General features: G+C 71.4%; 11 protein-coding genes. 5 read left to right on the forward strand and 6 right to left on the reverse strand.

What is annotated here, in order from left to right; translation table 11 throughout:
• The first annotated feature begins 206 nt into the window (after positions 1 to 206).
• From QRY02_RS35925 to QRY02_RS35935, 3 genes are all read left to right on the forward strand, one after another.
• Positions 207 to 1,841 carry an ABC transporter ATP-binding protein gene (locus tag QRY02_RS35925; protein ID WP_285987223.1) on the forward strand — a complete coding sequence of 545 codons (1,635 nt, stop codon included), beginning with the start codon at positions 207 to 209 and terminating at the stop codon, positions 1,839 to 1,841.
• Positions 1,838 to 3,580, forward strand: coding sequence for an ABC transporter ATP-binding protein (locus QRY02_RS35930; protein ID WP_285987224.1), 1,743 nt, complete (start codon positions 1,838 to 1,840; stop codon positions 3,578 to 3,580). The genes QRY02_RS35925 and QRY02_RS35930 overlap by 4 nt, the downstream gene beginning before the upstream one ends.
• 66 nt (positions 3,581 to 3,646) lie before the next feature.
• Positions 3,647 to 4,075 carry a pyridoxamine 5'-phosphate oxidase family protein gene (locus QRY02_RS35935; RefSeq protein WP_285987225.1) on the forward strand — a complete coding sequence of 143 codons (429 nt, stop codon included), beginning with the start codon at positions 3,647 to 3,649 and terminating at the stop codon, positions 4,073 to 4,075.
• A gap of 92 nt (positions 4,076 to 4,167) precedes the next feature.
• Here the strand turns inward: QRY02_RS35935 and purQ are convergent, their stop codons facing one another.
• Together purQ and purS are read right to left on the reverse strand one after the other, a co-directional pair.
• Positions 4,168 to 4,845 carry a phosphoribosylformylglycinamidine synthase subunit PurQ gene (gene purQ / locus QRY02_RS35940; RefSeq protein ID WP_285987226.1) on the reverse strand — a complete coding sequence of 226 codons (678 nt, stop codon included), beginning with the start codon at positions 4,843 to 4,845 and terminating at the stop codon, positions 4,168 to 4,170.
• A complete protein-coding gene (purS, locus tag QRY02_RS35945; protein ID WP_003056885.1) occupies positions 4,842 to 5,081 on the reverse strand; it encodes a phosphoribosylformylglycinamidine synthase subunit PurS in 240 nt (79 codons plus the stop codon). Before purS ends, purQ begins: the two co-directional genes overlap by 4 nt.
• Before the next feature lie 155 nt (positions 5,082 to 5,236).
• Here purS and QRY02_RS35950 point away from each other — a divergent pair, with 155 nt between their 5' ends.
• Complete coding sequence (locus tag QRY02_RS35950) at positions 5,237 to 6,811, forward strand: GMC family oxidoreductase (RefSeq protein ID WP_285987227.1); 1,575 nt, start codon at positions 5,237 to 5,239, stop codon at positions 6,809 to 6,811.
• A 6-nt stretch (positions 6,812 to 6,817) separates the two neighbouring features.
• Here the strand turns inward: QRY02_RS35950 and QRY02_RS35955 are convergent, their stop codons facing one another.
• A complete protein-coding gene (locus tag QRY02_RS35955; protein ID WP_285987228.1) occupies positions 6,818 to 7,540 on the reverse strand; it encodes a TetR/AcrR family transcriptional regulator C-terminal domain-containing protein in 723 nt (240 codons plus the stop codon).
• A 114-nt stretch (positions 7,541 to 7,654) separates the two neighbouring features.
• Here QRY02_RS35955 and QRY02_RS35960 point away from each other — a divergent pair, with 114 nt between their 5' ends.
• Positions 7,655 to 9,031 (forward strand): serine hydrolase domain-containing protein, encoded by a 1,377-nt coding sequence (locus tag QRY02_RS35960; protein ID WP_285987229.1) that lies wholly within the window; start codon positions 7,655 to 7,657, stop codon positions 9,029 to 9,031.
• Between the two features lie 111 nt (positions 9,032 to 9,142).
• Here QRY02_RS35960 and QRY02_RS35965 read toward each other — a convergent pair whose 3' ends face one another.
• The 3 genes from QRY02_RS35965 to QRY02_RS35975 are packed head-to-tail and all read right to left on the reverse strand — an operon-like array spanning position 9,143 to position 12,196.
• Positions 9,143 to 9,466, reverse strand: a complete 324-nt coding sequence (locus QRY02_RS35965) for a hypothetical protein (RefSeq protein WP_285987230.1) — start codon at positions 9,464 to 9,466, stop codon at positions 9,143 to 9,145.
• Between the two features lie 53 nt (positions 9,467 to 9,519).
• Positions 9,520 to 11,016, reverse strand: coding sequence for an aldehyde dehydrogenase family protein (locus tag QRY02_RS35970; RefSeq protein WP_285987231.1), 1,497 nt, complete (start codon positions 11,014 to 11,016; stop codon positions 9,520 to 9,522).
• A gap of 34 nt (positions 11,017 to 11,050) precedes the next feature.
• On the reverse strand, positions 11,051 to 12,196 hold the full coding sequence (locus QRY02_RS35975) for an MFS transporter (protein ID WP_285987232.1): 1,146 nt from the start codon (positions 12,194 to 12,196) through the stop codon (positions 11,051 to 11,053).
• Between the last annotated feature and the right edge of the window lie 12 nt (positions 12,197 to 12,208).

Here is a 12,208-nt window from a genome sequence, read left to right on the forward strand (position 1 = left end):
GACGGTGGGCCGCGGAAATCGGGCGACCCGGCGCCGGTGTGAGCGAGCCGACACCACGAGGCCCGAATGCCCCTGTGGACAACTCGGGTGCGCGGGCCCGGAACTGTCGGTCCCCGCGAGTAACGTTGAAACCGGGGGTCCCCCGAGCGGCCGAGTGCCGGAAAATCGGTCGCCTTCCCCGGGGCGTCGGCTTACCGTCGGAAATCGTGCTTTCCGCCACGTACCCCTTTCCGCCGCTGCGGCTGCCCGTGCGGCCGACCGCGAGCCGCTTCCTGCTCGCCGTGTTCCGGGCCCGGCTCGGCACGGTGCTGGGCGCGGCCGCGATCGGTGTCGTGTGGGCGCTGCCCGGCGCGCTCATGCCGCTGGTGATCGGCCAGGGCATCAGCGCCGTCGGCGCGCACGACGGTGCCGCCGTGGGGCGCTGGGCGCTGGTCGCGGCGGCGCTCGGTGTCGCGCAGACGCTGTCCGGGACCTGGATGCACTTCCTCAACTACGGCCTGTGGCTGCACGGCGCGGGCTCCACGCAGCGCGCCGTGTCGGCGCACACCACCCGCGTCGGCGCCGCCCTGCGGGAGCAGACGACCACCGGGAACCTCGTCGCGATCAGCACGACGGACGTCAACCACATCGGCAACACCGTCGAGATGACCGGGCGGACGTTCGGTTCCCTGCTGGCCTTCGTCGTGGTCGCGGTGTGGCTGATCTCGACGTCGCCGCTGCTCGGCGTGGTCGCGCTGGTCGGCGTGCCGCTCGCGGTGCTGGGCATCGGGCCGCTGCTCGCGCCGCTGCAGAAGCGCAAGTCCGCGCAGCGCGAGAAGCGCGGAGACGTCAACGCGCTCGGCGCGGACATCGTGTCGGGCCTGCGGATCCTGCGCGGCATCGGCGGCGAGCGGCGGTTCTTCGCCCGCTTCCGGGAGACGAGCCAGCGGGTGCGGCGGGCCGGCATCGAGGTCGGCCAGGCCGAGGCCTGGCTGGCCGCCGCGGAGATCGCGCTGCCCGGCCTGGTCACCGTGGTGATCACCTGGCTGGGTGCGCGGCTGGCCGTGGCCGGGGAGATCGGCGTCGGGCAGCTGGTGGCGTTCTACGGCGTTTCGGCGTTCCTCATCTGGCCGGTCAACGCCGCGACGGAGGCGGTCGGTTCGATCACGTCCGGCCTGGTCGCCGCGCGGAAGGTGGTGACGCTGCTGGCGATCCGCCCGAAGCTGGCGGACCCGGAGACGCCGGTGCCGCTGCCCGAGGGGCCGCTGGAGCTGGTGGACACCGAGTCCGGGATCCGGGTCGCCGCCGGGCAGCTGACGGTCGTCGACCTCGGCGCCGGCGGCGAAGCGGTGGCCGACCGGCTGGCCCGGTTCGCCGATCCGGCCGAGGGCGAAGAGGTGCTGGTCGGCGGGGTCCGGGCGGACCACGTCGCGCTCGCGGAGCTGCGGCGGCGGATCGTCTACGCGCACAACCAGGACATCTGGTTCTCCGGCGTGCTGCGCGAGCAGCTGGCGCCGGCGCGGCCGGGCGGCGTCAGCATCACCGAAGCGCTGTACGCGGCCGATGCCGACGACATCGTCGAGGCGCTGCCCGACGGCGTCGACGAGGTGATCGGCGAGCGCGGCCGCGAGGTCTCCGGCGGCCAGCGGCAACGGCTGAACCTGGCACGCGCGCTGGCGACCGACGCCGACGTCCTGGTGCTCGACGAGCCGACGTCGGCGGTCGACGCGCACACGGAGGCACGCATCACCGAACGCATCGCCGCGCTGCGGCACGACAAGACGACGGTGGTGTTCAGCCAGAGTCCCTTGTGGACACACGTGGCCGACGAGGTTTTCACGGCGAAGGGGGTGACGGTGTGAAACGGCTTCCCACGGCGTCCCGGAAGGACGTCCGGCGCTGGGCGCTGAAGACGGCGGCGAGCCACAAACGCGAGTTCGGCCTGCTGCTGGGCTCGCTGGCCGTGGCCACGCTGATCGGGCTCGCCGGGCCGCAGCTGCTCGGCGCGCTCGTCGACGACGTCGCGGCCGGCACCACGACCGGGCACGTCGACGTGCTGGCGGCGGTGTTCATCGGCATCCTCGTGCTGCAAGCGCTGGCGCGGAAGGTCGCGCGGATGCGCGGTGCGGTGTTCGGCGAGCTGGTGCTGGCCGAGACGCGCGAGGAGTTCGTCGGGACGGCGCTGCAGCTGCCGCTGGGCACGGTCGAGGCGGCCGGGACGGGCGATCTGCTCAGCCGGGCCACCACCGACCTCGGCCGGATCGACCACGCGGCGCGGTTCGCGGCGCCGGAGATCCTGGTCGCGGCGGTGACCGTGGCGTTCACGGTCGTCGCGATGGTGCTGACGTCGCCGCTGCTGTCGCTGGGCCTGCTGGTCGCGCTGCCGCTGCTGGTCCCCGTGAACGTCTGGTACCAGCGGCGGATCCCGGCGCTCATGCAGTGGATGCTCGACCGCTGGGCGGACCTGACCACCAGCGTCCACGAGACGGCGGAGGGCGCGCGCACGGTCGAGGCGCTCGGGCTGACCGAGCGGCGGGTCGACGCCGCCCACCACGCGCTGGACCAGAGCATCCTCGGCGAGCGCCGGATGCGGGCGCTGCAGCTGCGGTGGCTGCCGTCGCTGGAGATCAGCTACGTGCTGCCGCTGGCGGTGATGCTGCCGCTCGGGCTGCTCGCGTACACGCGCGGCTGGGCCGGGCTCGGCGAGATCACCACGATGCTGCTGTACATGCAGGCGATGGCGGCGCCGCTCAACGAGGCGCTGTTCTGGCTGGAGGACCTGCAGGTCGCGGCGGCCGCGGCGCGGCGGATCCTCGGCGTCCGCACGGTCGCCGACGATTCGGCGCGTGTGGACGAAGTGCCGCGCGGGCGTGACATCGACGTCCACGGCGTCCGGTTCAGCTACACCGCCGACCGCGAGGTGCTGCACGGAATCGACCTGCGGGTCCCGCGCGGCGAGCGGCTGGCGATCGTCGGGCCGTCGGGCGCGGGCAAGTCGACGCTAGGCCGGCTGCTGGCCGGCATCGCGGCGCCGTCGTCGGGTTCGGTGCGGATCGGCGGCCAGGACGTCTCGGCGCTGGCCGACGACGTGCTGCGCGGCGAGGTGCTGCTGCTGACCCAGGAGCACCACGTGTTCTCCGGGACGCTGCGGCAGAACCTGGCCCTGCCGGCCCGCCGCGCGGGCGGCGACTGGACGGACGAGGAGCTGACGGCGGCCCTGGCCTCGGCGGGGGCGTCGGGCTGGGTCTCGACGCTGCCGTCCGGGCTGGACACGAAGCTGGGACCGGGCGAGCACCCGGTGCCGGCGGCGATCGCGCAGCAGCTGGCGCTCGCCCGGGTGGTGCTGGCGAACCCGCACACGCTGGTGCTCGACGAAGCGACGTCGCTGCTGGACACGGGCTCGGCCCGCGACCTGGAGCGGTCGCTGAACAGCGTGCTGGCCGGCCGGACGGTGATCGCGATCGCCCACCGCCTGCACACGGCGGCCGCGGCCGACCGGGTGGCGGTGGTCGAGGGCGGCCGGATCACCGAGCTGGGCCCGCACGACCAGCTGCTTTCCGCGGGCGGCTCGTACGCCCGGCTGGTCGCGGCGGCCAGTTAGTCCGGAATGTCCGGAGCCGTCGACGTGTTGCTCCCCGGTGGATGACCCATCGACCTGGGGAGTGACATGTCGTCTTTCGTGATGACCGCCGCGGAACGCGAAGAGTTCCTGAGCGGGGTGCACATCGGGGTGCTCGCGGTGGAGCGCGCCGGCCGGGCGCCGCTGGCGGTACCGGTCTGGTACGACTACTCGCCCGGCGGCGAGCTGCTGATCTGGATGGAACGCGACACGGTCAAGGACCGCTCGATCCGCGCCGCCGGAAGGCTGAGCCTGGTGGCGCAGGACGAGAACCCGCCGTACAAGTACGTGACGGTCGAGGGCCCGGTGGTGGCGAACGACGAACCGCCGACGCGCGAGCAGGCCCTGAAGATCGCGAACCGGTACTGGCCCTCGGACCAGGCGACGGCCTACGTCGACTCGGCTCTCGGAGAGCGATCGGTGCTGGTCCGGGTCCGGCCCGAGAAGTGGCTGTCGAACGACCAGAGCAAGAGCTGACCCGGGTCCGGGGCTGTGGACAACTCCCGTCCGCAGCCCCGGAACTGTCGGCGACCCCCGGTAGAATGGTTACCGGGGGGCGCGGCCCGCCCTCACGCCTTCACGAGCGCGTCCACCGCGCTGAAGAACATGCCGAGCCCGTCGTCCGACGGCCCCGTCAGCGCGTCGATCGCGTGCTCCGGGTGCGGCATCAGCCCGACGACCCGGCCGTTCTCGCTGCGGATCCCGGCGATGTCGTTGCGCGAGCCGTTCGGGTTCCCGCCGACGTACCGGAACACCACGCGGCCCTCGCCCTCCAGCTCGTCCAAAGTGGACTGCTCGGCCACGTAGCAGCCGTCGATGTTCTTCATCGGGATGAGGATCTCGGCACCGGTCTCGTACCGGGTGGTCCACGCCGTGTCCGTGTTCTCCACCCGCAGCCACTGGTCGCGGCAGATGAAGTGCAGGCCCTGGTTGCGGATCATCGCGCCCGGCAGCAGGCCGGCCTCGCACAGGATCTGGAACCCGTTGCAGATGCCGAGCACCGGCATGCCCGCGCGGGCCGCCTCGATCACCGGCGTCATGACCGGCGCGAACCGGGCGATCACGCCCGCGCGCAGGTAGTCGCCGTAGGAGAAACCGCCCGGGACGACCACGGCGTCGACCTCGCGCAGGTCTTCGTCGGCGTGCCACAGCGGCACGGCCTCGCCACCGGCGTAGCGGACCGCGCGCGCCGCGTCACCGTCGTCCAGGGTGCCCGGGAAGGTGATGACGCCGATGCGCGCGCTCACGCGTCCACCCGCTTGATGGTCCACTGCTCGATGACCGGGTTCGCGAGGAAGCCTTCGGCGATCTTCTCCAGCGTCGCGTCGTCGACCGTGTCGTCGACCTCGATCTCGAAGTGCTTGCCCTGGCGGATCTCGGTGATCCCGGTGAACCCCAGGCGGCCGGCGGCGCCGAGCGCGGCCTGTCCCTGCGGGTCGAGGATTTCGGGCTTCGGCATGACGTCGACGACGACTCGGGCCACGGCAGGCTGCTCCTTATTCACGCAGGTCGTGGGTACCCCGCGAGCATAGTTCACCCGCTCGCCCCCCTGGCGGGGCCCACCGGGAAACCTAGACTGGCTCCAGGCGCGGCGCTGCGCCATGATGAGTCGTTGACATCTCGCCAACAGGAGGCATCGTGGCCGTCCAGGAGTCCTACGACTACGTCATCGTCGGCGCCGGGAGCGCGGGCTGCGTGCTGGCGAACCGGCTGACCGAGGACCCGGCGGCGCAGGTCCTGCTGCTCGAAGCGGGCGCGGAGGACACCGCCGACGAGATCCACATCCCGGCCGCGTTCCCCTCGCTGTTCAAGACCAGGTGGGACTGGAACTACGAGACCGTCGAGCAGAAGCACACCGGCAAGACGTCGTACTGGCCGCGCGGGAAGATGCTCGGTGGCTGCTCGTCGATCAACGCGATGATCTACATCCGCGGCAACCGCGCCGACTACGACGGCTGGCGCGATTCCCACGGCGCCGAGGGCTGGGGCTGGGACGACGTCCTGCCGTACTTCAAGCGCGCCGAAGGCAACCAGCGGCTCGGCGGGCCGCTGCACGGAACGGACGGCCCGCTGCACGTCGAGGACCGCCGGTTCACCCACGAGCTGTCGCACGCCTGGGTCGACTCGGCCGTCGCGTGGGGGCTCAAGCGCACCGACGACTTCAACGGCGAGAGCCAGGAAGGCGCCGGCGTCTACCAGGTGACGTGCAAGAAGGGGCGGCGGTGGTCCACGGCGGACGCCTACCTGCGCCCGGCACTCGACCGGCCGAACCTGACGGTGAAGACCCTCGCACCCGCCACCCGCGTCGTCTTCGAAGGGACCCGCGCGGTTGGTGTGTCCTATTTGGACAACGGCGTGGAGCGCACCGCACACGCTTCGGCCGAGGTCATTCTCTCGGGTGGCGCCGTCAACTCGCCGCAGCTGCTGATGGTTTCGGGAGTCGGCCCGGCCGAGCACCTGCGCGAGCACGGCATCGACGTCGTCGCCGCGCTGCCGGGCGTCGGCGAGAACCTGCACGACCACCCGGCGTGCGGGATCATCTGGTCCACTCGCGACACCACCGACCTGGTCGACGCGGCCACGGTTTTCGGTTTGACGCGGTACCAGCTGACGAGACGCGGGCCGCTGACGTCGAACATCGGCGAGGCGGGCGCGTTCTACCCGACCACGGACGGCCTGCCGGCGCCGGACATGCAGATCCACGTCGCGCCGACGTTGTTCTACGACAACGGGTTGCGCGAACCGACGGTTCCCGGCTTCACGTCGGCGGCGACGCTGGTGGACGTCGCGAGCCGCGGACGGCTGCGGCTGAAGTCGGCGAATCCGTTGTGGAAGCCGGAAATCGATCCGGCTTACTACGCGGAGCCGCGGGACATGGAGACGATGATCGCGGGCTTGCGGGCGTTGATCGAGATCGGGCAGGTGGGGCCGTTGCGGCGGTTCTTGGACAAGCCGTTCCTGCCGTCGCGGCACGACTTGAGTGATTCCGAGCTGGCCGAGCACATCCGGGAGAACACGCAGACGCTGTATCACCCGGTGGGGACGTGCGCGATCGGGTCGGTGGTGGATCCGCAGCTGCGGGTGCAGGGGGTGGAGGGGTTGCGGGTGGTCGATGCTTCCGTGATGCCGGTGGTGCCGCGGGGGAACACGAACGCGCCGACGATCATGGTGGCGGAGAAGGCGGCGGACCTGATCCGGGGGCGGTCGGTTTAAGCGGTGTCACCGCCTGGCAAGGCGTGTGGCCAGGCCGTCCAGCATGCGGTCCAGTCCGTAGTGGAAGCCGTCGCCACGGGCCTTTTCGGCGCCGTCGTTCTCACCGGTGGCGAGCGTGTGCAGCCGGGGGTACGGCTTCGTCGCCTCGGTCAGCGCCGACCGTAGCTGGTCGATGCATTCCTGTTCCGAGCGGCCGCTGCGGTCGACTGTGGTCAGCCACGCGGCTTCGGTCGTGGCCGTGCCGATCACGTAGGCCATCACCGCGCTCAAGGCAGGGTCGGCCTCGGCCAGGGAGAACCCGGCGGTTTCGAACAAGGCCAGCATCTGCTCGTTCAGGCGCATCACGTTGGGCCCGAGGTAGGACAGGCCGGTCTGGCCGAGCACGGACGCGATCCACGCGTGCCGCAGCAAGACCGCTCGGGCACTCTCGGCGCAGGTTGTCACCGCGCGCCGCCAATCCCCGTGCTGGACGGCCGGGACCTCGATCTCGCCGTAGACCTCGTCGACGACGAGTTCCAGCAGTTCGTCCTTGTTGGCCACGTGGCGGTACAGCGACGTGGCGCCGGCGCCCAGCCGCGCGCCCAGCGTTCGCATGCTGAGCGCGTCGAGACCGGCGGAGTCCAGGAGTTCGAGTGCCGCCGTCACGATCTGCGCGCGGCTCAGGGCGGGCTGGTCCCGGCGCCGCTGCGGGCGCGTCCACACCGACACCGCGGGTTCTTCGGTCGCCATCGGACCTCCTTTCGGCTCGCCACTCTAGCGCACGTCGTGCGCTCTTGCGCACATCGAAGACCTGTGCGTACAGTGTGCGCATTGGGGAACACTGTACGCAGGAGAGGAAAATCCATGACTTTCGACCATGACCGCTGGCAGCGCCGCCTCGATGAGCTGCGCGAGATCCACCACGTCCCCGGCGCGACCCTTGCCGTGCTCACCGGCGGCGACGTCCACGAACTCGCCACCGGGGTGCTGCACCGGGGTACCGGGGTGGCGGCGACGACCGACTCGGTGTTCCAGGTCGGTTCGATCACCAAGATCCACACCGCGACGCTGGTCATGCAGCTGGCCGAAGAAGGCAAGCTCGATCTCGACGCCCCGGTGCGCGACGTGCTGCCGGACTTCACCGTCGCCGACCCGGCCGCGTCGAAGACGATCACCGCTCGGCAGCTGCTGTCCCACACCAGCGGGCTCACCTGCGACTTCACGTGCGACACCGGGCGCGGCGACGACTGCCTCGCCGCCTATGTCGAGGCCGCTCGCGATGTCCCGCTCGACTGCCCGCCCGGGACGGCGATCTCCTACAGCAGCGTCGGCTACAACGTGCTCGGCCGGATCGTCGAGGTGCTCACCGGCCAGACCTGGGACGCCGCGCTCCAAGAACGGCTTTGCGCACCTCTGGGCCTGACCCACACGGTGACGCTGCCCGAGGACGTCCTGCGTTTCCGCGCCGCGATGGGACACCTCGGCGAAGGGGGTGCCGACCCGGATCCGGCGCCGGTCTGGAACCCGCTGCCGCGCTCGGCCGGTCCGTACGGCGGGGTGCTGTGCGCCACCGCGGCCGACGTCCTGCGGCTGGCCCGCATGCACCTCGACGGCGGCGTCGCACCGGACGGAACGCGGTTGCTGCACAAAGAAACCACCGATGCGATGCAGCACCGCGAGACCGACTGCCCGGACAAGTGGACGGTCGACTCCGACGGCTGGGGACTGGGCTGGACGCTCTACGACTGGGACGGCACCCCCGGTTTCGGCCACGACGGCGCGACCATCGGCCAGTACGGTTTCCTCCGCGTGGCACCGGAAGCCGGAGTCGCCGTCGTGCTGCTCACCAACGGCGGAGGCGCTCGCCGCCTGTACTCCGACCTGCTCCGCGAATTGCTTCACGAACTCGCCGGCGTCCGGATGCCCGAACCGTTCGGGCCACCCGCACAGCCGCTGCCAGTCGCGCTCGGCGACCGCGTCGGCACCTACCGGCGAGAGGGCGTGGAAATCACCATTTCCGAGCGCGGCGGCGTGCCCCACCTGCGGTACGCGTTCGTCGACGGCATGGCCGACCTCGCACCGCCCATCGAGACGGACCTCATCGCCGTGTCGGACACGGTGTTCGCCGGCCGTGCGGACGGTGCCTTCAGCGACGACTGGATGCCCGTCGTGTTCGCCACCCTCACCGACGGCACCCCTTGCGCCTACATCGGCATGCGGGCTGCCCCGAAGGTCGCCTGAGCAGCGAGAACGTGGACTCGTGAGGACAGCCGGCACGTGAACGCTGCCCACGCTGCTTGCGGCGGCGGGGCCGCTTGCCCCTCAGTGGGATGGCCATCACGGCCCGCCGGTTCAGCCCTCGAACGGCTTGCCGTCGGCGTCGAGGTCGGCGACCAGTTGGACCACCGTGATCCGCAGGTGGAACTGGCTGGACATGCCCTCCAGCAGGACGAACAGGGTGTCTTCGCCGTGCCGGAACACCGACCGGCGCCGCGGGTGGGTCGGCCGGTAGGTCTTGGCGAGCTCGGCCGCGATCGCCCTGGCGTGGTCCCGGCTGTCCGCGGACTGGATCGGGCCTGGCTCGGTACGGCCGGATTGCGCGGTGAGGTTCAGGTGCGTGGTGGCGGAGGGCGGCCCTCGGCCCCCGGTATCCAATTTACCGGCGCGCACCGACACTTCCGGAGCTTTCCGGGGTTGCGGACCCGAGTTGTCCACAACCCCGGAGTGGCTCAGCGCTTGCCGTGGAGGATCGTCACCAGCTTGGCCACCAGTGCGTCCGTTGATTCCTTGCGGGTGAACGATGTCAGCGTCAACGGGGCCGTGAACCGCTGGCGGGCGATGGCCTTCGTGCGGGCGAACTCGCGCAGGCCCTCCGGTCCGTGGATGCGGCCGAAGCCCGAATCGCCCACGCCGCCGAACGGCAATGAGGCGATTCCGGCGAACGACAGCGGCGCGTTGATCGCCGTCATGCCCGTGCGCAGCTTCTCCGCCAGCTCCACGCCGCGGGACTTCGAAAACACCGTCGAGCCCAAGCCGTACTTCGTGCTGTTCGCCTTCTCGACCGCTTCGTCCATGTCGCGGACCTTCGCGATCGTCACCGTCGGGCCGAACGTCTCCTCCGTCACCGCCTCGGAGTCCTCGGGGACGTCGATCAGGACCGTCGGCTGCGCGTAGCGGTCGCCGACCGCCTCCTCGCCGCCGAGTACCGCCTTTCCGCCGCGGGACAGTGCGTCTTGGATGTGACGCTTGATCACGCCCAGCTGGGAGGGCATCGTCACCGGGCCGTACTGGGCCGCCTCGTCCGAGCCCGCGCGGACGTCCTTCGACTTCTCGACCACCTTCGCCACGAACTCGTCGTGGACCTTCTCGTGGACGTACACCCGCTCGACGCCGATGCAGGTCTGGCCGGAGTTGGAGAACGCGCCCCACACCGTTGCGTCCGCCGCCGCGTCGAGGTCGGCGTCCGCGTCCACCAGCACCGGGTCCTTGCCGCCCGCCTCGATCACCACCGGGGTGAGCGTCTCGGCGGCCGCGGCCATGATGCGCTTGCCCGTCGCCGTCGAGCCGGTGAACGCGATCTTGTCGACCCCCGCCGTCACCAGCGCCGCGCCCGTCTCGCCGAAGCCCGTGATCAGCTGCAGCACCGGCTGCTCCGGCACGATCTCGGCGAACGCGTCGACCAGCCACTTGCCGACGCCCGGCGTGTACTCGCTCGGCTTGAACACCACGGCGTTGCCCGCCGCGAGCGCGTACGCGACCGAGCCGAGCGGGGTGAACACCGGGTAGTTCCACGGGCCGATCACGCCGACCACGCCCAGCGGCTGGTACTCGACCGTCGCCGCCTGGTTCGACATCAACAGGCCGGCCGAGCGCTTCTGCTTGCCGAGGATCTTCTTCGCGTGCTTGCCCGCCCACGCGATGTGCTCGATGGCGAGGACGCTTTCCAGCTGCGCGTCGGCGATCGGCTTGCCGGTCTCGTCGCGGACCACCTGGCACAGCTGCGGCAGCCGCCGGGTCAGCACGCCCTTCCAGCTCTTGAGCCGCTCGGCGCGCCCGGCGAAACCGAGGCCCGCCCACCACTCCGCCGCGACGCGCGCCCGCTCGACGGCCGCTTTGACGTCCTCCGCGGTGTGGATCGGGTAGGTTCCGACCACCTCGTCGGTCGCCGGGCTGAGCGAGTCGAAGGTCTCGCCGACCGTCGTCGGCTTCGGCTGGACGGCAGTCATCGGCGTCTCCCTGGAGGTCGCGGGTCAGCCCAGGTTACGACGTTACTGACATCGTGCCAATAGCTCGTGCGGGCTTCCGCACCAGCATTGCACCGGCGGTCGCCGCGGCAAAGACACCGAGCAGCGGCGGGAGCCACAACGGCAGCACGCCGACCGCCAGCGAGCCGAGCCCGAAGCCGGCCGCCTGCACCGTGAAGCTCAAGGAGAACCCCGCTGACCTGCGGTTCTTCGGCAACACGCGCTGGAGGTTGACCGACGTCGTGGCGACCAGCGGCCCGCCGAACGCGCCGATCACCGCCACCGACGCGATCAGGCCCGGCCAGCCGAGGTCCGCGCTGAGCACGAGCCCGCCGAGGACGAACCCGGCGAGGAACAGCCGTGGGTCACCGATCTTGCCCCGCCACGCGTAGAAGGCGCTGCCCGCGATGCTCGCTCCGGTCAGCACGGCGATCACCACCGGCGCCGCCGTCTCCGGCGCACCGAGGCGCTGGACCAGCGGCAACGGCGCGACCTCGATCGTCGACGTCAGCAGCCCGATGGTGAAGGCGCAGCACAGCCACGGCAGGGCGGCGCCGGGTCGCGCGGGCGGGATGCCGGGCCCGGATTCCACCCGATCGCGGGAACCCGCGCGACGCGGGACGAGCAAGGCGGCGGCAACGCAGGCGGCCGTCATCGCGGCGAGCGGCACGAGCGGACCGGCCAGGTCGAGCAGCGTGACCAGCGCCGGACCGCCGACGAGCACGCCGTCGAGGATCATCGCGTCGACGGTGGTCGCCCGGGGAAGCAGCTCGTCGTCGACCGTCTCCGCGAGCAACGTCCGGAACCCGCCCGACAACGCTCCGCCCGTGATGCCGGGCAGCAGGACCAGCACGAGCAGCGCGGCGCTCGGCGCGCCGTTCGCGGCAGCCAGCGTCAGCACCACGTACCCGGCGGCGGTGAGCAGGAGCAGCGCGGGCAGGCCCCGCGAAGGGCCGATGCGGTCGAGCAGCCGCCCGACCGGCACCGCGCACACCATCTCGGCGGCGACGTAGACCGACATCAGCACGCCGCCGAGCCGGTAGGAGCCCGTCGTGGCGGTGGTCAGCAGGGTGAACGCGAGCGGCGCCATGGTCGACGGCAGCCGGGCGAACTGGACGCCCGCCGACCAGCGCCAGTAGGCGCGATGGGTGAACAACGACATGCTCGTACGCTT

It is taken from the genome of Amycolatopsis sp. DG1A-15b, assembly GCF_030285645.1.
GTDB lineage: Bacteria > Actinomycetota > Actinomycetes > Mycobacteriales > Pseudonocardiaceae > Amycolatopsis.